The sequence below is a fragment of the Rheinheimera faecalis genome (assembly GCF_021290965.1).
Lineage (GTDB): Bacteria > Pseudomonadota > Gammaproteobacteria > Enterobacterales > Alteromonadaceae > Pararheinheimera > Pararheinheimera faecalis.
Map to the genome: position 1 here is coordinate 88,110 of NZ_JAJOYT010000011.1, position 21,484 is coordinate 109,593.

Consider the following 21,484-nt stretch of genomic DNA (forward strand, 5'->3'; position numbering starts at 1 on the left):
ATCTATCAGTTCAAAAGAAAAGCAGCGATGAAAAAAATAGCAGTACTGGGAGCTGGGCTCTGTGGCGCAACCGCAGCCGCGGCTTTAACTCAACAAGGTTATCAGGTGACCGTCTTTGACAAAGGCCGTGTTGCTGGTGGTCGCATGAGCAGTAAAAGGACAGAGCAGGGTTATCTGGATATGGGTGCTCAGTATTTTACGGCCCGAAGTGATGCATTTAAGCGACAGGTAAAGTTGTGGCTGGATGCAGGTAAGGTTGAGTTATGGCCTTGCAAAACTGCACTGTTATCTAATGACGAAGGTTTTATATCACTTAAAGCATCAGAAGATACACAAGCTCGTTTTATTGGGGTTCCTTCGATGCAAAGTCCGGTGACAGCTTTACTGGATGGCATACCGCAAGTGAACAGTTGCCGTATTCAAAAGCTTGATTATCAGCAGCAAAGCTGGACTTTGTTTAATGACGAAGGGGTCAGTTACACAGGCTTTGATGCGATTATATTGACGTTGCCTCCTGTTCAGGCACAGCAATTAGTAGCTCACAGCGCGCTGCCAGAACTTTTTGGCAGCGCAGATGATGTGCTGGAACCTTGCTGGGCTGTGGCAATGCACACTGATGCTATGCCTGCCCAAGACGCGATTTTTTGTCAGCATCCAAAGTTAAGATTTATCAGCCACCAGCAGCACAAAGCAGGCCGAAGCTCCTGTTATATCCTGCATTTTAATGCCGTCTTCAGCGGTTTGTATTTGGATGAGTCAGCACAGTTTTGGTTTGCAGAGGCCATCGCAATTTTGCGACAGGAACTGCATATACAACAGGAGATCAGGCCCCTGGTGGCTCACCGCTGGCTGTATGCCAGCCAGAATGATCAGTCCGCGGCGCCAGGTTTAATTGCGCTGCCTAACCTGAAGCTCTGGGCCGGCGGTGACTGGAGTTTCGGAGGTCGGGTTGAAAACGCCTATCTGGCCGGATTAAATCTGGCGAATGCCTTGATTGAACAGGATAAATCGCAGCAGGAGACTCCATGAGCACAGTGCTTATTATTGGTGCCAGTAGCTCGATTGGTGCGGCCTTGGCAAAACATTATCTGCAGCAAGACCAGACTGTGATTTGGTTATCCCGCACAACTGCCGATTTTACTGATCCAAAGCTTCTGATGATCACTGCGCCTGAGTTGGCTGAACCCACAGACTGGACCATGCATCAGAGTTTTTTCAGCTCTGTTATCGAAGTACTAAAGCAGCAGCAGGTGGGGCTGGTTTTTAACTGCATCGGCTGGTTGCATCAGGATGGCGAACCTAAACTTTCGCCGGAAAAAAGTTTAAATCAAAGCTCTGGCGCATTGCTGCGTAAAACTCTGTTGTTGAATCTGGAAGCTCCCGTCTTTTACCTGCAAGGCCTCTGGTCTTATCTAACCAAAACCCCTGGCATTCGCTATCTGCAACTGAGTGCCAAAGTGGGGAGCATCAGCGATAATCAGTTAGGCGGCTGGTATAGCTACCGCAGCGCCAAAGCGGCTTTGAATCAATGGATTAAAACGGCCAGCATCGAACTCAAGCGCAGCAACAAAACGGCAGCCCTGGTGACGCTGCATCCGGGCACTACAGATTCCGCTTTGTCAGCACCTTTTCAGCGCAATTTGCCAGCGGGGCAACTGCAAAGTCCGGCTCAGACCGCAGAGCATCTGGCAGAGGTTGCACAACGGCTTCAGGCGGAGCAAAGTGGTTTGCTGCTGAATTGGGATGGCCGGGTTCTTAGCTTTTAACTCTTGCTGTTGGCATAAGGCAGAGATAAGCTCAGGCATACAGCTTTTCATAAAATGCTTTAACAAGGAATAAAAATGGGACTTTTTAGCGGTTTATTAGGTAACGCCGGGCAAATTGATTTGGCCGATGTTGAAGCAGAATTCAGTCAGATTTTATTGCCTGACGAAAAGCTGCAACAAGCCTACAAAGTCATTCGTGACCTGATCGTCTTTACCGACAGACGTTTAATACTGGTGGATAAACAAGGCTTAACAGGTTCTAAAAAGGAGTTTATGTCGGTGCCTTACCGCTCCATAGTACGTTTTAGTGCAGAAACCAAAGGACACTTTGATCTGGAATCTGATTTGCATATCTGGCTAAGTAGCACAGATACTCCAATCACTAAAACCTTTAATAAAGACGGCTCTATTTTAGATGTACAAAAAGCATTGGCTTTGTACTGCTGCCGTTAACCCTCCAGGCCAGCAGGTTAAGCTTCTGTCTGGTCTGTTTTCCTCTTGTTGACTCTACTTTTAATACCTCCGTATAAGACGCATACCCAAAGAGACAATAGTCGCTCTGTCAACTTTGTTTAATACTCGGTTGGTAATGTAAACGACGCGGGCAAAGAAGTGCGCCCTGCCGGATAAAAGCTTATTGATCAGTTTTATTAGCCAAAGCCTGAACCTAATGGACAGAACCTACTCTGACCTAGTTCTACCCATACCGGTCCTTGTGCGTCTTATAGCTAGCACTGTGGTCTGATCGGTTGCTGAAATCAAAGGAGACCATGATGAAAATTAAACGTAGTGCCTCAGTACGCTGGACCGGAGGCTTAAAAGAAGGCCGTGGTGAAATATCTACTCAAACCGGCGCTTTATCGGCTTACCCTTACGGCTTTGCCAGTCGCTTTGAAGGCACACCAGGCAGTAATCCTGAAGAGCTGATAGGGGCGGCTCATGCTTCTTGTTTTACTATGGCTTTTACCCTGATTTTATCCAAAGCTGGTTTTACACCGGCTCAGCTGGATACTCAGGCCGTAGTTGCATTGGAGCAACAAGGGGATGCTTTTGTGATCCCTTCGATTGCCTTAACTCTGAAAGCTGCGATTCCCGGTATTGATGAAGCCACTTTTAACGAACTGGCAACCCTTGCCAAACTGAATTGCCCTGTATCTAAAGTATTAAATGCGGAAATTACGCTGGATGCTGAGCTGGTCTGAGTGATGCTTTGATTGCTGATATTACCCTTTTAAATCAATCGCCATCTGGCATTGATGCTGAACCCCGGGGATTTCCCCGGGGTTTTTTTATGCGTTTTCCACGGAATTATTCAGTGTAACGTTTCGCTGGATGTTGCAGAGATAAGTGGGGAGCCAAAGCATAACGGGCTTGTAAAAACGCCTGCCAGTCGGCCACATCAGGTAAAGACGGAATAGTCACCAGCTCACCTTGATCCAAACCGGCCAGTGATGCGTCCACCATATCACCAGCTTCCATTATCATGCCGGGGTCCAGATGATTAATATCAAAACCTGCCCGTTCAAATATTTCGGTGCGGGTGAGTCCCGGCAACACGGCCTGAATTTTTACACCAACCGGAGCCAGCTCGGAGTGAAGTCCCTGGGTTAATGCCAAAACAAAGGCTTTAGTGGCGCTGTATACGGCGTTAAATTTCTCCGGCAATAAAGCCACGACAGAGGCGATGTTGACGATAGTGCCTTGCCCACGGGCCGAAAATACCTTGGCGGCGGCTAAGGTCAGTTGATGTAAGCCCAGTACATTCAGTTGAATCATGGTTTCCAGCTCGCTTTCGTTCGATTGCAATACTGCGCCTTCAGGGCCAATACCAGCGCAGTTGATCAGCATCGACAGCTTAGTGTCTTTATAGATGCGGGCTACAGTCACACGCCAGCCTTCGGCTGAACTTAAATCGGCAGGCAGGCATTCTACCTTGACCTGATAGGTGGAACTGAGTTTGTCCGCTAAGGCTGCTAAGCGTTCTGCGTTTCGCGCCACCAGAATTAAGTCGTACCCACGTTTAGCTAAGCGGTCGGCATAGGTTGCGCCTATCCCGGAGGAGGCGCCTGTTACAAGAGCTGTTGTCATTTGGGGTGTTCTGTTTTAGTCAATAAAGCTTGTCTGAAGACAAGGCGGTCATTGCATAAGATAGGAGTATTCAAGGGCCAAGGCATTAGTCCATCGGGGTGATTTGGCTCATACTTAGGTATGGCCTCACTGCTCAGACTTTAATTGAGTGGCAGTAATAGCGCAAAACAGGCACCAGCACAATTTTCATTGTTTTTGGCTTCAATAGTACCGCCCAAAGCTTCAATGATAGAGCGGCAAATCAGAGCCCCATACCCATACCCATACCCGCACTTTTGGTGGTAAAAAAACTGTCGAAGATATGAGGTAAATGTTCGGGTTTTATGCCCGGGCCATTGTCACTGATTTGTAGTTGCAGATGATGTTGATTGAGCCACAGGCTTTGAATATGAATCAGGGGCATTGTTTTTGGCAGACTACTGGTTTTGCCCGATAAGGCCTGCATTGCATTCACCAGAATATTAATCAGCACCTGTTGCAGCTGAGTACGGTCTGCCAGCAATTGAGGCAAACCCGGTTCCAGCTCCATTTCCAGTTGAATACACTGACTACGAAGTTCGTATTGTAAAAACAGCACTGACTCTTCCACACAGGCATTTAAATCAATCAGTTGCGGCTCTACTTTAGTATGGCTGGCCATAGCACGAATGCGGCTGATAATGTCGGCAGCTCGATAGGCGTCATTGACCATTCGCTGCATTAAATCCTGAGCTTTGTTTAAATCAGGCTCCTGTCGGTTCAGCCAGCGTAAGCCGGTTTCGCCATTAGTTGCTATAGCCGCCAATGGTTGATTCACTTCGTGGGCAATGGAGGCGGTCAATTCCCCCAGCATGGAAACCCGTGCTGCATGGGCTAATTCATCACGAAAATTATCACGCTGATTACGGTCAGCCACCCAGTCTGTAATATCCACTATGGTCAGTACCACCAGACCTAATTCCTTTAAGGTAGCGGTAGAGGCAGATGCAAATAAAATATCGATCACTTTACCATCCAGCCGGCGGATTTTGGTTTCGGCCTGATAACCTGGTTCACCTCTGGAGCCTGCTTCAATGCTGCGTCTGAAGGTATCGCATTGGCCAGGGATCCAATAAGGTGTGACAGGGCCTAAAATTTCCGCTTTGGTTTTAGCGCCATACAAGGTCAGAGTGTAGGGGTTCGCTTCGGCTATCCAGACCGCATCCATCGCCTGTTGCACAAATTCAGGATGCTCGTCTATATAGGCTTTTAAGTCGGTGACGCCCTGAGCTTTTAAAGCCCGAAATAGCTGGGTCTGACGGCTGACATCCAGTTGCTGAAAAGAAATGGCTGAGGCTTCAAACAAGGTTCTGAATTTAAACTCACTTTTCATCAGTTCGCGTTCAGCCTGTTTACGTTGCGTTATATCCACTAAGGAAATAAACACAGTACCTGAGTCACGTAAGGCAGGGGAGGCGAACATGGAAAACTGCACATCGACTGTGGTGCCATCAAGTACCTGCATAAAAGTTTCAGCTTCGTACTTAGAACGGCGCTGATAGCCCGCGTTAATGCTGTTACAAAAGGTATCGCTATTACCATTGCTCCAGTAGTGAATGACTGAACCCAGTAACTGCTCAGGCTGGCTGGCTTTAAAAATCCGCATCGCCTCGGCATTGACTTTAACCACTGTGGAGGCCTGCATGGCTTGAGCTAAAAAATCCGGGTTTTGCTGAGCATGCAGTACTAAATCCGTGACGCCCTGAGCACGTAACTGGATAAAGATCTGAGTGAGCGCACTGGTATCAATCTCAAAACAACCGACCGACATTGAATCGAACATAGTGCGGTAACGCAGTTCGCTTTGTCGTAACTCATCCTGAACTTGCTGGCTTTGAGTGACATCGCGGCCAGATTCGATAATATCCAGCAATTGCCCTGCATCGTCGTAACGGCAAGACCAACTGATATTAATTAATTTTAACTCGCCACTGGCATTGAAACGTTGCACCTGGAGTTACTGGGTGCTGGACTGCAACGAGCCAAGTACTGATGCGATATCGGATGAACTGGTGCAGCGCAGCAATGTACATACATTTTGTCCTAACGCCTGCTTTGCACTCCAGCCATAAAGCTGCTCTGCCGCTTTATTCCAGCCGGTAATAGTGCCTTCTGGCGTAAAGACTAAAACACTAAGCTGAATAAGGTTGAGGATTTCCATATCGTGCTGCTTCATCAGAGACCCTTAACTTAAATGTAAGGCTTCAGCCATTTTGACCAAATCAGCCAGAGTTTTTGCCTGCATTTTGCGCATGGCTGAACCCCGGTGGATTTTGATCGTGACTTCGCTTAATTGCAGCTCCCAGGCAATTTGTTTATTCATCTTGCCCTGACACACCAGCGTCATCACCTGTTTTTCTCTGCTGGTTAAGCTATCAAAGCAGGCGCGTACAGCTTCGCTGCTTTTTTCTGCATGCTGCTGATCATGAATACGTTCCATGGCTGTGGCCACAGCGTCCAGCATGTCCTGATCACGAAAAGGTTTGGTTAAAAAGTCCACAGCACCGGCTTTCATGGCCCGAACCGACATAGGAATATCACCATGACCTGTCATCAGGATCACGGGCAGTTGAATGCCATAATCCTGCAATTTCGCCTGAAAGCTCAAGCCACTTAAACCGGGCAGGCGTACATCTAAAATCAGACAGCCTTTTGAACCTGCTTTGTACTGCAATAAAAAATCAGCAACATCACCAAAACTTTGAGTTTGGTAACCCATTGAATTTAATAGACCCTCCAGGGCATAACGCAAGGATTCGTCATCGTCCACTACATAGACTTTCAATTCTTTGTTCACCTATCAGCCCTTTCTGTTTGCCCGCAGAATATTTTGATTACTATCGACTATAGCACTGGAATAACAACTGTTTTATGCTGCACTTCAATAGTCTGTCCGATTGCTAAAGGGAGTGTGTATGAAGCATTCAGTCAGATACCCTGTGTTGTCAGGGCTTGCGGGAATATTATTGCTATTAAGTGGTTGCAGCGTCAGTCAGACTATACCTTCCGAAGGCCAGTCTGTTGTTGCACTGCCTTCGCAGCTGTTGGAAACCTCAGGTTTACTTTGTCTTGAGCAAGACTTTATCAGCTTCAATGACTCAGGTGGCAAGCCAGTGCTGTATAGGTTTGACCGCAATGGCGATATAAAGCATCAGCTGCAGTTATCCTTCAGAAACAGTGACTGGGAAGCTATTAGCTCAGATGGTGAATTTTTGTATCTGGCCGATACAGGCAATAACGCAGGCTATAAACAGGCATTGTTTATTTACAAAGTGCCGCTGAATTGGTCTGGTTTAAAACAACCCTATAGGCCTGAGCGAATGGAAATCCTCCTGCCGGAAGATAAAAAGCGTCAGCCTTATCAACACGATCTTGATTTTGAGGCTCTGGTATACCAGCAAGACAGTTTGTGGCTGATCAGTAAAAGCTGGGATAGTCAGATCCCAAAACGTTACAAGCTGGATCCTAAGTTAAAACAGCAACAGCTTGGCAAAGCTATACCTTTTGCTAATCCAGGCTTTCTGATCACAGATGCGGTTTTTGATCAAAGCAAACAAGAGTGGTGGCTGGTGGGCTACCCGGATCCACGCAAAGCGATTTGGGCCTATTTAAGCAATGCTGGTTTTCAGCCACAAATCGCCCGTTATGATAAAGACCTGCTTTTACTGGAAACCAAAGCGCTACCTACCACAGGTCAGGTCGAGGGCCTTTGTATTGATCAGGACAAGCAGATTTGGCTCAGTGAAGAGGGTAATAAACAAAGTCCTGCGCTGTTAATTAAAACAGGTTTTAGCAGTCAGTGAATGATTCGCTTGGGCCGGGCTTGCAGAATAAAAGAACTGGCCTTAAAAAGGTAAGGCCAGTTTAAAAAACAGCTGGTTTCAAGGCTTAAATGAAACCAGCACGTCAGGAGTCATAACAACAGCAGAATTCACTTACACTTTCACCGAAAACCGCAGTTCGCTGCCGGTATTGGCGGCAACTGATTCAGTAATATCCTGATCTTCGACGGTTTTATCCGGGTTTAAAATCATTTCACGGAATTTAGCGAAGCCTTCCTGAATTAAGGAATAGGTGCTGTCTATATCGTCTGAAACTTTACCTTCCAACACACCCAAACCATCCAGAATACCGCGGGCATCTTCAAAACCTTTATCTACGCCACCGCCAACCAGGGACAGGAATTTATCCAGGCGTTCTTCTTCCGGCATATCCGGGTTTTGTTCAGAAAACTTTTGATAGAAAGCTGTGGCAAAACCAACAATACGATCGGCAGTGGCTTGTGGTGATGTGTCGACACCGCTGTTTTTAATTTTTTCAGCCGCGTTAGGGCCAAACTCAGCTTCCAGCTCACTGTTAATGCCTTCAAGCGCAGTTTTATACAATAATCTCATGGAGTTATCGTCATCACCTGTACTCAGTTTCAGCTGGTTTTCCATAATAGTGGCATTCAGCTTTTGTTTGTTCAGCTGAGAGGATGCGTAGCCGGAAAGCTTCTTTTCTTCAGTCGTTTCGCTTGTTTCAGTCGTTTTGTTGGCTTGCGCCTGAGCTGAGGCATTGGACGAGCCGACTCCATTAACAGATGACATAACACACTCCCTTTGGGCCTTTGTGAGGTTCAGTATAGTTCTGACTAATCAGGCTATCGGCAGTGGTTTTCATAACTTTAGGACTTTTTGGCAAAAAATTGCCGCGTTTTGTCGATGTCGGCGCAAAGTTGCCGCACGCCTTGCAGCATTCTGCTGGTGGTGCGGTGTACAAGGTCGGAGTCGGGTTGGCTAAACTGTTGATATTTAACGGCTGGAATAGCTGCCCATCGGCTCCAGTCCAGTAAAGATCGTGGTTCATTCACCGATACGGGCTGAATAATCAGTTGAGGTTGGCTGGCGACTACATGCTCCAAACTGACCTGTGGGTAATCTCCTATGGCAGTGGCAAAAGGGTTTGAGGCCCCACAAAGCTCCAGTTGCTGCTGTGGCCAGGCTTTTTGTGCCACTGTGGAAAGGGGTTGTTGCCACAGCTCATAAAATACGACGACTTTCTCTTTAGTACTGTAGGTCTGGTGTAGCTCGGCCAGGCCTTGTTCCATCAACAGGGCTTGCTGTTCTGCTGCATCCACAGCGCCAGTCAGCTGGCCTAAGATACGCAATTCTTTGGCAATATCAGTCAGTTGCAGCGGGTTAGAATCCACTACATGCAGACCAAACTGGCGCAGCTTATTTACATCTGCAGGCGGGTTGCCGTCTGTCCAGGCCAACACCAGATCCGGTTTTAACGCCAGAATTTTTTCCACCTGCAATTGAGCATAATTGCCCACACGAGGAATATTTTTCGCGGCATCCGGATAATCAGCATGGTCTGTAGTGCCGACAATTCTGTCGCCCACACCAATGCTATAGAGCTGCTCAACTAAATGAGGAGAGAGCGCAACAATACGCTGAGCCGGTTCGGCTTGTACTTTGACTGCAAATAATGCGCAGCAGCACAACGCAATACTTAGCACGTACCCAAAGTAATTGGAGTTGCAGCGCGACGACAAGTGATTGAGACCCCAGGAGCATAGTTTACCTATGTGACTGGGGCGAGAGCGCGCAGTCAACAAAGCTGAAGCTTCAAGTACGAAGGGTACGATCACCAATCTACTCCTTTTTGCACTTGTATCCCGGAGTCGAATGCATGTTTGATCGACTGGACTTCGCTGACAGTGTCGGCCATCTCAATTAAAGTCCGATGAGCGGCACGGCCTGTGATCACCACATGTTGGGTGGAAGGTCTGTTATTGAGTGCATTCACTACTCTGTCTAAATCTATGTAGTGGTAACTGACCATATAAGTCAGTTCATCCAGCAGTACCAGTTGAATGCTGTCGTCCAGCAGAAACTGTTCGGCTTTAGCCCATACCAGTTCTGCTGCGGCAATATCGGCCTCTCTGTCCTGAGTATCCCAGGTAAAACCTGTGTTCATCACGGCAAACTCAACGCCATGTTGTTGTAATAAATTGCGCTCACCGCAGTCCCATGTGCCTTTAATAAACTGCGCCACAGCAGCTTTTAAACCATGACCTACAGCACGGGCCACAGTACCAAAACCTGCTGTGGATTTACCTTTGCCGTTGCCAGTGATCACCAACAATAAAGCTTTGTCAGTGCTGGCGGCTGCAATACGACTATCGACTTGCTCTTTGAGCTTTTGCTGACGTTTTTTATGGTTTTGCTGTTTTACATCTGTTTTTTGTTCAGTCATCTTGTCTCTCTTTGGGAAAATTTAAAAACCAGCGCTACCAATACAGTGGATTTGCCATGGGCTTTGTTTGTTATAACGGCTGATCCGGCTGACGCTGCCATAGCCAATAGACATCTGCTGCAGCCAGCGGCTTTGTTGTAAGTCGATGTTTAATAAGGATGCCAGCAGCAGACGGATCACACCGCCATGCACTAGCCATAAAGCCTGCTGGTGCTGCTGCTCGTATTGCTGCTCGTATTGAGAGCTGCTATGCAATTCAAAAGCCTGTAAAACCCGTTGTTGAAAATGAGTTAAAGATTCACCTTCAGGTGGTGTGATCGCAAAAGGCTGTTGCCAGAATTGCTGTTGCTCTTGCCAATAGGGGCTTTGCTCGTCAAAAGGCACACCGTCCCACAGGCCAAAATTCATTTCTTTTAAATCCGGCTCTATCACAAGCTCCAGTTGCAGGCGCTCTGCTTGTGCTTCTGCGCTTTGGCGGCAACGTTGTAATGGTGATGTCAAAATATGCTGATAAGACTGGGTAGATAGCCACGACAGACAGGCCGGGGATGGTTCTTGCAACATCACATCAGTCCAGCCGTATAAAGCAGCTGGGCCTGCGACAGGGCCATGGCGTACTAAATCAATCTGCTGCATCAGTGCCTCGCTTTAAATAAAGCGGTAAGCCGGCTGCGACAAAAATCACCTCATCACAAACTCTGGCCAAGTGTTGGTTCAGCCAGCCTTGTTGGTCGACAAAAACGCGGTTCAGTTCGCCCATAGGCACCAGCCCCATACCGACCTCATTACTGACCAGTATAAGTTTTCCCTCAAATTGACAAACAGCATCAGCTAATCCTTGGCGCGCTAAAGCAAAATCCTGCTTTGGATGGTGATACAGCTGATTATTTAGCCACAAGGTTAAGCAATCGACTAATAGGGTCTGGCCTGAACCAGAAAGCTGCGTTAAGGCTTCACAGAGCAATAATGGGCATTCAAGTAAACGCCAGTCTTTGGGTCTTTGCTGCTGGTGCAGTTTTATCCTTTGGCTCATTTCGCTATCAAAAGCAGTGGCTGTAGCTATGTAAGTCACCTGCTCTGATGTTTTCGCAAGGGTTTCTGCCAGACTGGATTTGCCACTACGGGCGCCTCCTAAAATCAGCGTTTTTTTCATTACTGCTGTCTCCACCAGATCAGCCACACCAGATATAAACCAAGCTCAGTGACTTGCTGCGCTGCGCCTAATAAATCGCCTGTGTACCCCTGTAGCTGACTGCGGTAATAAAAAAACAGCAGGGTAAAACTTAAAGCCAGTGTGGCAAGGAGTGACAAAGCTAAAGACAAAGGGACAAAATACAAAAGCGGCACGACAAAAAGCCAGATCCATAGCAATGCCCGTTTTTGCAAGGATGTGGCTATAGGTTTGGTTTTACTCAACGAATCCAGTTGCTGATAAGGCAACACAAAAGTGACGCTGACTGCTGTGGCACGCGATAATCCGGCCACCAGCACTAAAGCCCAAATCGCTTCTGTCTCTAAGGCTTGCAGACTTTGCCACTTGATCAAAAAAACCGATAACAGTGCGACCAGACCATAAGTGCCGACTCTGCTGTCTTTCATAATCTCCAGCTTACGCTCTAGAGATAAACCACCGCCTAAACCATCGGCAGTATCAGCCAGACCATCTTCATGAAAAGCACCGGTGAGTACCAGTCCTGCCATTAAAGCCAACAACACAGCGATGGAAAAGGGCAGCAGCTGAGCGGTAGTCACCAGCACCAAAGCTTGCAAAGCACCGAGCAGCAATCCAACCAGACTTAGATAGCGGCTGCTTTGATTCAACAGCTCCGGGCTGTAGGGCGTTGAAGCGGGCACAGGAATACGGCTGAAAAATGACAAAGCAAGGCAAAACAGTTGCCATTGTTTAACTGGCCATTTCAGCACATGGCTAATCACTGGCTTCCACCACTTGAGTCACGCCGGCATCAGCAAAACTTGCCATATCGTTGTAAAAGCTGATAGCGGCTTTGAGCAGTGGCACCGCCAAAGCTGCACCTGTGCCTTCACCTAAACGTAAGCCTAAATCCAACAACACAGTGGCATCCAAAGCTTTTAACACCGCCTTATGGCCAGCTTCAGCACCCTGATGTGCAAAAATTAAATAGTCACGGCAATTTGGTGTTATTTGACAGGCCAATAAAGCCGCAACTGAGACAATAAAGCCGTCGATTAATACAGGTTTTTGCAACGACGCTGCGGCTAAGATGGCGCCGCACAGCTGGACTATTTCAAAGCCACCAAATTCGGCCAGAATGGACAGCGGGTCTTTGGCATAAGGTCGCTGTAAAGCCTGTTTAATTAACGCCAGTTTTAGTTCAAATTGTGTATCACTGATGCCAGTGCCACGACCAACACAAGTTTCAATAGGTAAATCAGTCGCAGCTGCGAGTAAAGCTGCAGCGCTGCTGGTATTGGCGATGCCCATTTCTCCCAACAGCAGTAAATCACAGCCTGCAACAATGTGTTGACGTGCGGCATGGCGACCTAAAGCCAAACCCGCTTCAACCTGCGCCAGACTCATGGCTGGGCCCTGGCTGAAATCTGCGGTGCCGCAGCCTAAAGAGTGTTGAATTAAGCCAGCCGCATCCGGCAATGGCAGCAGCATGCCGGCATCTACGACAAAAAGCTCAATGTCATTGGCACGGCAGAAACAGTTGGCTGCGGCACCACCTGCTAAAAAATTCATTACCATCTGCTGGGTCACTGCGCTTGGCGCTATGCTGACACCATGGACATTGATGCCATGATCGGCGGCAAAAATCAGCAACACAGGTTTATTGAGTGATAAACGGCCTTGGTTTTTACCAGGGCTCTGGATCAGCGCCAGTCGCAACGCCAGCGTCTCCAGCACACCCAAAGCGCCCGCTGGTTTAGTTTTTAAATTGATCCGTTGTTGTATGACTGAGGTCGCAGTTTTATCTAAAGCAGGTATTTCAAATAACATAACAAGCGACTCCGTTTTCATCAGCGTTTAACCGCGGCGGTATTTAAATAACATGGATAAAAAGAACAGGCTACCTATGGCTGACGTGACTACCCCTATAGGCAATTCCTGGTCTGGCAATATGCTGCGGGATAAGGTATCCACGCCAGCTAAAAACACAGCACCCAGCCAGACAGATCCCAGCAATAAGGCCACGCTGGATAAGCCAAATAAGGAGCGCACCAGATGGGGGATCATCAGGCCGACAAAAGCAATGCCACCACAACAGGCGACAATAGCAGCGCTGACCGCAGCACAAAGCAGCAAAATAATTAAACGTAAAGGTTGTACATTAACGCCTAAACTACGGGCACTTTCATCGCTTAATACCAAAGCGTCTAACTGACGGCGATACAGTAAACCCAACAGCAAAGTGATAAACACCAGCGGGCTTATCAAAGCGACATGAGTCAGGCTGGCCTGACTTAAACTGCCCATCAGCCAGAACATTACGCGGTTGGCGGCAAAAGGTTCAGATAAATACAACAAGGTGGTGGTGATGGCACTGAGCATAAAGCTGACAGCTACGCCACAAAGCAACAAAGTCTCCAGCCTCTGCCAGCGACTGCTGGCCCCAATAATCAGCACCAGAAATACTGCCAGCAAAGCACCGAAAAAGGCGAATAAGGGGGTTAACAGTTGCCACTCTGGAACTACGATAGTGGCTATGGTTGCACCTAAAGCTGCGCCTGAAACTATGCCAAATAAATAGGGATCGGCCAGCGGGTTACGGCTGGCGTTTTGCAGCAGCGCACCACAAAGGGCTAAACCAGAACCTGCCAGTAAAGACAATAATAAACGCGGAAAACGCAGTTGCCACAGCACTGTTGACTGCATGTCATCCAGCGGCGCCAGACCAAATAATCCGGCAACCGGGATAGGCACCGAGCCAGTGCTTAATGCCAGCAGACACACCAGTACTAGCACTAATACCGCGAGTAACAGACGTAGTGGTACAGGCAAAGCCGCTAATAACACCTTGCTCATACAGAATCCTTATAGCCAAAACTGACCCGTGGACAATCACCAAAAGGGTTTTTATCGATGAGGCAAGGAATACGGAACACCTCTGTAAGCAGCTCCTGCGTCAGTACTTGCTCTGCTGTGCCGTCCGCCACCAGTTGGCCCTGATTGAGCAGCAATAAGCGGTCGCAGTAACGTGACGCCAGATTTAAATCATGAATACTGGCGACCACGGTAATATTCAGCGCTTTGGCAATACGCAGCACCTGATGCTGGTAATACAAATCCAGATGGTTGGTGGGTTCATCCAGCAACAACAACAGCGGTTTTTGCATCACGGCGCGGGCCAATAATACCCGTTGTTGTTCACCTCCGGATAAATGGGCAAAGGAATGGCGCTCTTTATCAGCCAGGCCCACCAGTTCCAGACTCTGCCGTAAGTGCAGCAGGTCTTGTTCTGTATTGGTTTGCCATAAGGCTTTGTGGGGAATAAGCCCCATCAGCACCACATCGGCCACTGTTAAATCAAATAAAGGACCAGATAACTGACTGACTAAAGCGACTTTGGCTGCAAGTTCTGATTGAGTAAAACCGGAGATGGGGTGGCCTTGTAATCTAATCTGGCCGGAGCTTGGCTGATATTCCTTTTGCAGCAGTCGTAACAAGCTGGTTTTACCGGCGCCATTAGGGCCAAGCAAAGCCACAAACTGGCCTGGCTCGATAGCAAAATTCAGCCCAGTTAATATCTGCTGCTGATTGATCTGCAACTGCACCTGCAAAAATTCGACAACCGGGGTTTGGCCCACTACAACGCTCCATTAAAAAACGGGCAGGGACCAGGACATGCGGTAAAAACCGCAGAGTTCCGGCACAGTGTAAGCCCGCACTGTGTGCTGCAAAAAATTGCAGCGCCTGAGGTTTGTAAAGGCAGGACATCTGACTTGCCATACTCAGTTCAGAGCGGCTTACAGTTGCGGGTACAGTACAGGATTTACACCTGTTTCCCTTTCAAGTTCATTGCAGTGGCTAAAAGCTGTTGCAGAACACCTTCAACAAAACCAACGCAGTGTAGCAGAGCAGAGAGCCGGACGTCAGCAGAAATGTCCGGCGCTCTGGATGTCTTTTAAAGTAAGGAGTAGAGGCTTATTCAGCAACCACTGTTTTGGTCAGCTCTGTGCCGTCGGCTTGTTTGATGAGAAAACTGACAGACTCTCCCTTATTTTTCTTCATTAAATCTTTGGCATCATCAGCAGGGCATCCAGGAATAACACAATCAGCTATTTTCAATATTTGGTCACCCACCAATACCCCGGCTTTTTCCGCGGCGCCGCCTGCAACCAGTTCTTTTACTTTAACGCTGGATAAAGTTGGGTTAAAAAAACCACCTTCGACTGCAATATCCAATGCCAGACCCATTTTGCCTTTTTCCGCAGCCAGAGTTGTGGGACTCACCACCAAGCTGTAAAAAGCAGCAGATAACAACAGCATTTTTTTATTCACGCCGATGATTCCCTATCTTTAAATTAACGAATAAAACCAGATGTTTACATAAGCGACAATAAAACGAATATAAGATGGAAACAAGCTACAGCTGAAGATATTTAGCTAAGCCGGATTGGCACATCTGGTAAAGCAAATAACGTCGTGCAATAGTAGATTTGTGTGATCTGACTCATAGGTTCGTTGATGCGAAAAAGCTTGTTGTCTGGATTAGCTGCCATAGCGTTGTTGTACTGTGGTGAAACACAGTCTTGCGTACTGCGTATGGCTGCGGAAGTCGACTTTCCACCTCATCTGATCTTACAAGATCAAGGTTGGCAGGGACAAAGTGTTGAGCTGTTGCAATTACTGGCCAAGGAGGTCGGCTGCGAACTGCAGTTTATTAACAGTCCATGGTTGCGTTCTTTAGCGCAAATCAAATCCGGCGAATTGGATTTAGTCAGTCATTTGTCGTACAGCGAAGCTCGGAAAAGTGATTTTGCTTTTATTGGCCCTCATCATATCGAATCCATCTGGTTGATAGGCAACCCGGATAAGTTACCCAAAGTATCGGCTTTAAAAGATTTATCTCACGACGTTGATTTGGGCCGTATTGCTGAGCTTAATGGGGCTTATTACGGCGAAGAGTTTGAACTGTTAAAACAGAATCCTTTTTTTGCCAGACAACTGGTTAGTATCAGCAGTATTCAGGACAAACTGGCATTGCTGGAGGCGGGCAGGGTTAATGCGATTTTAGAAGATGAGTCTGTACTTTATTACTGGCAAACACATCAGTATAAAAATGCCAAAAATTATCAGCCTTTAGTGCTGGTGTATCAAAGCCCTGTCTATTTTGGTTTCAGTAAAAAAACCTTATCCACAGCTATGTTAGTCAAATTGCAAAAGGCATGGCAGAAGTTGTATGACCAGGGCCTTATAGAAAAAACAGTGAAGCGTTATCAGCGAAAAACCACAGATGTGCTGACCCCTTCGACTATCTTGTAACGTCGTAGAGTAAAACGGCCACTGTGCTTGCCAGCAGGCAATACAGCGCCATGGGAACTAAGGTAAAACGCATAATCTGTCCTTCCTGCCCTGTCAGTTTCACTACTGAAGCTGCAGCTACCACGTTTACTACACAAAGCATATTGCCTGCGTTGGCTCCCAGCATTTGTAGCGCTAACACCAGGTGCAAGGGCAGGCCTGAATCCGTCGCCAGTTGTTGTTGCATACTGGCAAACATCAGGTTGGAAAAGGTGGCAGAACTTGCGATAAATGACCCTAAGGCACCCACCCACGGCGCACACCACAACCAGATATCCGCCAGATGCGCAGTGGCCATAGCGGCCAGATACATCGGCATAGCGGGCAAATCTGCACTGTTCAGATCCGAATGTAAAAACAGCCGCACCATAGGCACTGCGCTGGCAAGCGTAATAGCAGCAGGCCAGATCCTGCTTAAGCTTTCAGTCGTGGCTTTGCGCACCAGTTGGCTGCGTTTTGTTTGCCATGGCAATAACAAAAGTACGGTCAACACAAACAAAGTACCGGGTAAATACAAAGGCTGGACTGAGGTGGACAAGGTAGAGCCAAAAATCTCTGACCAATTCAATTGCACTGCCTGCAACGCATCTTTCAAAGGTAAAAATTCCAGTCGGCTGATCACCAATAAAGCCGCAAGCAACAGATAAGCGCTCCAGGCTTTGAATAAAGCTAAGGGCTCAGGCGCAGCACCACTATCCTCTGTACAAGTTTTATCTGTATCGCTGTCGCAGCGCCATAGAGTTGCAGGCACGGCTATATCAAAACGTACCAGCAAGGTCAGCAGCACCAAGCCTGCCAAAGCACCTAACAAAGAAGGGAATTCAGGACCAAGATAACGGGCGACCAAAAATGCCGGCAGGCTATAACAAAGGCCTGATAAAAAGGCCAGCGGCGCAATAGCCAAGCCAGAACGCCAGCCTGGAGTGTCACTAAAATAGCGGCACAATAGCAGGCACATCAGCACTGGGATTAAGCTGGCGCAAAACAGATCAATACTGGCTGCGGTTATAGCGCTTTGCGCTATCAGCTCTGGCGAAACGCCCGGTAATCCGTTGGTCAGGCCTACCAGTACAGGAGTACCTATAGCGCCAAAAGACACAGGCACTGAATCTGCTATCAGGGTTAAAACCACAGCAGCGAGTGGCCTGAACCCCAATGCAATCAGCAGAGGTGCTGCTATCGCGGCCGGAGTACCAAAACCAGCCGCACCTTCTAAAAAAGCCACCAGTAACCAGCCAACAAACAATAACTGAATTCGATGATCGCTGGAGATACTGGCAAAACCTCGACGGATCAGCAAAAAGCTGCCGTTATTTTCCAGCAGGTTTAACAGCAGCAAAGCACCAAACACCACCCACAGCACAGTAGCTGCAATGACCAGACCTTCTGCGACGGCTGCTGCTATTTGCACTGTTGGTACAGACCAGACCATGGCACTTAAGATCACTGTGCCCAGCAGACAAAGTGGCATAGCTTTGCGGGCAGGCCAACGTAGAACCACTAAAAACAGCAGCACACTGAGTAGTGGAAAAAGCGCACTAAAAATAAGCCAGTAGTCCATTTGCTTTTATTCCCTTGGCCAGACACAAGAGCTAAGGTAGCTGATTTTTGAAGCGATAAACCAGATCTAAAACAATATGCTGCTTTTCAGTCTGCAGTGGAGCATTCATTAGAAGTCTGTCATGAGAGACCGGATAGAAAAAGACCCCGCATAGAGCGGGGTCTTGTCTGCTGTTTATGTAAAAAGCTTTAGTGTTCCGGCGATTTTTCCGGAGCTTCTTTATCCAGCTGTTCCAGTTGTTTACTAATGGCTTGTGGTGAGCCAGTATTGCGCGCCAATACCATATAAGCCACAGGCACTACATAAATGGTCAGCAGGGTAGCCACACCCACACCAGCGAAGATCACCATACCTATCACCATACGGCTTTCAGAACCTGGGCCAGTGGTGACAATCAGCGGAATAGCACTGAAAACAGTGGTGAATGCCGTCATGACGATAGGGCGCAAACGTAGGGCAGAGGCTCGTTTAATCGCTTCTTCAAACTCGACCCCTGCGTCACGTAGCTGGTTGGCGAATTCAACTATTAAAATGCCGTTTTTTGCCACCAAACCTATCAGCATCACCAGGCCTATCTGGCTGTAAATATTCAGCGTCATTCCTGCTAAATACAAACCTGCCAAAGCACCGACCAAACCCAGTGGTACTGTCAGCATAATGACAAAAGGATGCACAAAACTTTCGAACTGTGCGGCTAACACCAAAAAGGTGATCAACAAAGCCAAAGCAAAGATCAGTACTGTTGATTCGCCACTTTCTTTAAACAGCAGCGACTCGCCTTTGTAATCGATACCTACTGTGCCTTCAATATTGTCTTTGACAGTCGTTTCTAAAAACTCCAGTGCTTCGCCTAAGCTGTAGCCTGGCGCCAGGTTGGCGGTAATGGTGATACTGCGCATTCTGTTGTAACGGTTTAAGCTGGATGTGGTCGCTTCTTCTTTGAGCACCACCAGGTTATCCAGAGGGATCAGCTTGCCCGACTCTTTAGCCCGTACATAAACATTGCTGATACTGCCAGGTTTGGCAAAATCTTTGTCTTCGCCTTCCAGTATCACGTCGTATTCTTTACCCCTGTCGAGGAAAGTAGTGACCCTGCGACCACCCAGCATAGCTTCCAATGCCTGACCTACAGCACCCACAGAGATACCTAAATCTGCAGCCCGCTCGCTGTTAATTTCCACCAGTACCTGAGGCACAGTTTCTTTGTAGTCGTGATCCAGCATTTGCAGTTGCGGATTTTCTGCCGCTTTTGCCAGCACTATATCGCGCCACTGCACCAGTTCCTGATAAGTATTGCCCTGAATAACAAATTGCACAGGACGACCACCACCACGACCGCCGCCTAAGCCGCTGCGCATAAAGGTGAAGGCTTTTACATCAGGCAACTCGTTCAGTTTGCCACTGACTTCCTGCATCAGCTCTGAAGTGCGTCTTTTGCCGTTGCTCCAGTTTTCGGTGCCGACTATCGCCACGCCACCTGAATTGCCCCAGCCAGGTACCCGGATCAGCAAGCGGTTAAACTCACCTTTTTCGTAGTAGGGCATCAGTAAATCTTCGATTAAACGCATATTGCGGCTGTTGTTGGCGTAACTGGCGCCTTCGGCACCACTCATATTGACAAAAAAGGTGCCTCTGTCTTCCTGTGGTGCAAGCTCTGATGGGATTAGCTTCAACAGCAGCAGGGTCGCCACAAAACTCATTACCAGCACGGCCATAGTGGGCCAGCGGCGAGCTATCACTGAATTCAGCTGATTCCTATAACCCGCTTCCAGTTTGGCAAAACCTTTGTGCATAGCGGCACTAAAACGGGATTCACGTTTTTTGTGCGTTAATAACTTACTAGCCAGCATAGGGGAGAGGGTTAACGCAGTAATAGCGGAAAAGGCCACAGCAGCAGCTACAGCTAAAGCAAATTCGGTAAAGAGTTTACCCAGTTCACCCTGCATAAAGACCAGCGGTACAAACACCGCAATCAATACCAGCGTAGTAGCAACTACAGCGAAACCTACTTCACGGGCACCGCGGTAGGAGGCAAGTAGCGGGTGTTCACCTTCTTCAATACGCCGATAGATATTTTCCAGTACCACTATGGAGTCATCTACCACTAAACCTATGGCTAAAACCATAGCCAGTAAGGTGAGTAAGTTAATGGAAAAATCCAGGGCGTAGAGCACAGTCACAGCGGCAACTAAGGCAACAGGCACTGTGATGGCAGGAATAAAAGTAGCGCGCAAATTACCAAGGAACAGGAAAATCACCAGTACCACCATACCCATGGCAATACCTAAAGTGTTGTACACCTCTTTGATGGATTCAGCGATAAAAAGTGAGGAGTCATAACCAGGTTCTATGGTGGTGCCTGCAGGTAAACCGGCTTTAATTTTCTCCATTTCGGCACGGGCATTTTGTACCACGTCCAGCGTATTGGCTTTGGACTGCTTAATAATGCCTATGCCCAACAGGTTTTTACCATCACCACGGAATTCGTTTTCCTCATCTTCCGAACTTAAAATCACTTGTGCTACTTCACCTAAACGCACCAGGTAATTGTCTTCACCCCTTTTGATGGCTAATCGGCTGAAGTCCTGCTGAGTTTTGTAGGTACGAACGACCCGTACGGTAAAGTTACGATCTTCAGATTTGATATTACCAGCCGGCAGTTCGACGTTTTCAGCGCGCAGCACAGTTTCAATGTCCTGCACTGTGACACCACGGGCGGCCATAGCGTCTTTGTCCAGCCACAAGCGCATCGCATAACGGCGCTCACCGCCAATCTGAATACGGGCGACACCGTCGACGACAGAAAAACGCTCGACTATGTAACGGTCGGCATAGTCAGATAATTCCAGGTTGGTCATGGTTTCGCTGTTCAGCACAAACCAGGCAATAGTGTCGTCGTCGCCGTCTGCTTTAAATACTTCAGGCGGATACGCCTGATCGGGCAGGTTATCCAGAATACGGGAGACACGTTCACGCACATCGTTGGCTGCAGCGTCTATATCACGGCTGATATTAAATTCAATGGTGACGTTCGAGCGGCCATCACGGCTATTGGAGTTAATATTTTTAATGCCTTCAACACCAGAAATCATATCCTCAATAGGCTGAGTGATTTTGGTTTCAACGATTTCAGCTGAAGCGCCCGGATAGTCTGTACTGATGGTGACTATTGGCGCATCAATATCAGGGAATTCCCGCAGCGGCAGCATAGTGAAACAGACAATACCAAAAATCAGCAAAATCAAATTCACTACAGTGGCAAAGACCGGCCTTTTGACCGAAACATCAGATAACCACATG

The 21,484-nt window shown here is 47.9% G+C and carries 22 protein-coding genes and 1 riboswitch; of the genes, 6 read left to right on the forward strand and 16 right to left on the reverse strand.

Going from position 1 to position 21,484, the window contains the following annotated elements; genetic code table 11:
- Positions 1-27 precede the first annotated feature (27 nt).
- From LSG34_RS16540 to LSG34_RS16555, 4 genes are all read left to right on the forward strand, one after another.
- The gene (locus tag LSG34_RS16540; protein ID WP_233010208.1) at positions 28-1,029 is read left to right on the forward strand and encodes an NAD(P)/FAD-dependent oxidoreductase; all 1,002 of its coding nucleotides are present in this window, start codon (positions 28-30) and stop codon (positions 1,027-1,029) included.
- Complete coding sequence (locus tag LSG34_RS16545) at positions 1,026-1,766, forward strand: SDR family NAD(P)-dependent oxidoreductase (RefSeq protein ID WP_233010209.1); 741 nt, start codon at positions 1,026-1,028, stop codon at positions 1,764-1,766. Before LSG34_RS16540 ends, LSG34_RS16545 begins: the two co-directional genes overlap by 4 nt.
- Before the next feature lie 75 nt (positions 1,767-1,841).
- Positions 1,842-2,219, forward strand: a complete 378-nt coding sequence (locus LSG34_RS16550) for a PH domain-containing protein (protein WP_233010210.1) — start codon at positions 1,842-1,844, stop codon at positions 2,217-2,219.
- A gap of 320 nt (positions 2,220-2,539) precedes the next feature.
- Positions 2,540-2,968, forward strand: coding sequence for an OsmC family protein (locus LSG34_RS16555; RefSeq protein WP_233010211.1), 429 nt, complete (start codon positions 2,540-2,542; stop codon positions 2,966-2,968).
- A 106-nt stretch (positions 2,969-3,074) separates the two neighbouring features.
- Here LSG34_RS16555 and LSG34_RS16560 read toward each other — a convergent pair whose 3' ends face one another.
- From LSG34_RS16560 to LSG34_RS16575, 4 genes are all read right to left on the reverse strand, one after another.
- Positions 3,075-3,854: an SDR family NAD(P)-dependent oxidoreductase gene (locus LSG34_RS16560; protein WP_233010212.1), complete on the reverse strand. Its 780-nt coding sequence runs from the start codon at positions 3,852-3,854 to the stop codon at positions 3,075-3,077.
- Between the two features lie 241 nt (positions 3,855-4,095).
- A complete protein-coding gene (locus tag LSG34_RS20865) occupies positions 4,096-5,823 on the reverse strand; it encodes a PAS domain-containing sensor histidine kinase (protein ID WP_233010213.1) in 1,728 nt (575 codons plus the stop codon).
- A gap of 6 nt (positions 5,824-5,829) precedes the next feature.
- A complete protein-coding gene (locus LSG34_RS16570) occupies positions 5,830-6,048 on the reverse strand; it encodes a PAS domain-containing protein (RefSeq protein ID WP_233010214.1) in 219 nt (72 codons plus the stop codon).
- 9 nt (positions 6,049-6,057) lie between these two features.
- Entirely contained in the window at positions 6,058-6,669 is a 612-nt protein-coding gene (locus tag LSG34_RS16575) for a response regulator transcription factor (protein WP_233010215.1), read from the reverse strand.
- A gap of 118 nt (positions 6,670-6,787) precedes the next feature.
- Here LSG34_RS16575 and LSG34_RS16580 point away from each other — a divergent pair, with 118 nt between their 5' ends.
- Positions 6,788-7,675 (forward strand): hypothetical protein, encoded by an 888-nt coding sequence (locus tag LSG34_RS16580; RefSeq protein WP_233010216.1) that lies wholly within the window; start codon positions 6,788-6,790, stop codon positions 7,673-7,675.
- Between the two features lie 132 nt (positions 7,676-7,807).
- On the opposite strand, the gene LSG34_RS16585 is transcribed toward LSG34_RS16580, so the two are convergent.
- The 10 genes from LSG34_RS16585 to LSG34_RS16630 all read right to left on the reverse strand — a co-directional run bounded on the left by LSG34_RS16585 (position 7,808) and on the right by LSG34_RS16630 (position 15,600).
- Positions 7,808-8,461: a DUF5610 domain-containing protein gene (locus LSG34_RS16585; protein ID WP_233010217.1), complete on the reverse strand. Its 654-nt coding sequence runs from the start codon at positions 8,459-8,461 to the stop codon at positions 7,808-7,810.
- Positions 8,462-8,538: 77 nt separating this feature from the next.
- Positions 8,539-9,411 carry a cobalamin-binding protein gene (locus LSG34_RS16590; RefSeq protein WP_233010218.1) on the reverse strand — a complete coding sequence of 291 codons (873 nt, stop codon included), beginning with the start codon at positions 9,409-9,411 and terminating at the stop codon, positions 8,539-8,541.
- A 92-nt stretch (positions 9,412-9,503) separates the two neighbouring features.
- Positions 9,504-10,115 (reverse strand): cob(I)yrinic acid a,c-diamide adenosyltransferase, encoded by a 612-nt coding sequence (gene cobO / locus LSG34_RS16595; protein WP_233010219.1) that lies wholly within the window; start codon positions 10,113-10,115, stop codon positions 9,504-9,506.
- Positions 10,116-10,136: 21 nt separating this feature from the next.
- Positions 10,137-10,751 (reverse strand): histidine phosphatase family protein, encoded by a 615-nt coding sequence (locus tag LSG34_RS16600; protein WP_233010220.1) that lies wholly within the window; start codon positions 10,749-10,751, stop codon positions 10,137-10,139.
- Complete coding sequence (gene cobU / locus LSG34_RS16605; protein ID WP_233010221.1) at positions 10,738-11,268, reverse strand: bifunctional adenosylcobinamide kinase/adenosylcobinamide-phosphate guanylyltransferase; 531 nt, start codon at positions 11,266-11,268, stop codon at positions 10,738-10,740. The genes LSG34_RS16600 and cobU overlap by 14 nt, the downstream gene beginning before the upstream one ends.
- Entirely contained in the window at positions 11,268-12,050 is a 783-nt protein-coding gene (locus LSG34_RS16610) for an adenosylcobinamide-GDP ribazoletransferase (protein WP_233010222.1), read from the reverse strand. Before LSG34_RS16610 ends, cobU begins: the two co-directional genes overlap by 1 nt.
- Positions 12,043-13,098, reverse strand: a complete 1,056-nt coding sequence (cobT, locus tag LSG34_RS16615; protein ID WP_233010223.1) for a nicotinate-nucleotide--dimethylbenzimidazole phosphoribosyltransferase — start codon at positions 13,096-13,098, stop codon at positions 12,043-12,045. Before cobT ends, LSG34_RS16610 begins: the two co-directional genes overlap by 8 nt.
- Before the next feature lie 27 nt (positions 13,099-13,125).
- Positions 13,126-14,124, reverse strand: a complete 999-nt coding sequence (locus tag LSG34_RS16620) for a FecCD family ABC transporter permease (protein WP_233010224.1) — start codon at positions 14,122-14,124, stop codon at positions 13,126-13,128.
- Positions 14,121-14,906 (reverse strand): ABC transporter ATP-binding protein, encoded by a 786-nt coding sequence (locus LSG34_RS16625; protein WP_233010225.1) that lies wholly within the window; start codon positions 14,904-14,906, stop codon positions 14,121-14,123. The genes LSG34_RS16620 and LSG34_RS16625 overlap by 4 nt, the downstream gene beginning before the upstream one ends.
- Positions 14,907-15,009: 103 nt before the next feature.
- Positions 15,010-15,166: riboswitch (cobalamin riboswitch) on the reverse strand.
- Positions 15,167-15,243: 77 nt separating this feature from the next.
- Positions 15,244-15,600 (reverse strand): PDZ domain-containing protein, encoded by a 357-nt coding sequence (locus tag LSG34_RS16630; protein WP_233010226.1) that lies wholly within the window; start codon positions 15,598-15,600, stop codon positions 15,244-15,246.
- 186 nt (positions 15,601-15,786) lie between these two features.
- Between LSG34_RS16630 and LSG34_RS16635 the strand changes: the two genes are divergently transcribed.
- A complete protein-coding gene (locus tag LSG34_RS16635; protein ID WP_233010227.1) occupies positions 15,787-16,584 on the forward strand; it encodes a substrate-binding periplasmic protein in 798 nt (265 codons plus the stop codon).
- Here LSG34_RS16635 and LSG34_RS16640 read toward each other — a convergent pair.
- Together LSG34_RS16640 and LSG34_RS16645 are read right to left on the reverse strand one after the other, a co-directional pair.
- Positions 16,574-18,184 (reverse strand): L-lactate permease, encoded by a 1,611-nt coding sequence (locus LSG34_RS16640; RefSeq protein WP_233010228.1) that lies wholly within the window; start codon positions 18,182-18,184, stop codon positions 16,574-16,576. The genes LSG34_RS16635 and LSG34_RS16640 overlap by 11 nt on opposite strands.
- 188 nt (positions 18,185-18,372) lie before the next feature.
- Positions 18,373-21,483 (reverse strand): efflux RND transporter permease subunit, encoded by a 3,111-nt coding sequence (locus LSG34_RS16645; RefSeq protein ID WP_233010229.1) that lies wholly within the window; start codon positions 21,481-21,483, stop codon positions 18,373-18,375.
- Position 21,484: the final 1 nt, after the last annotated feature.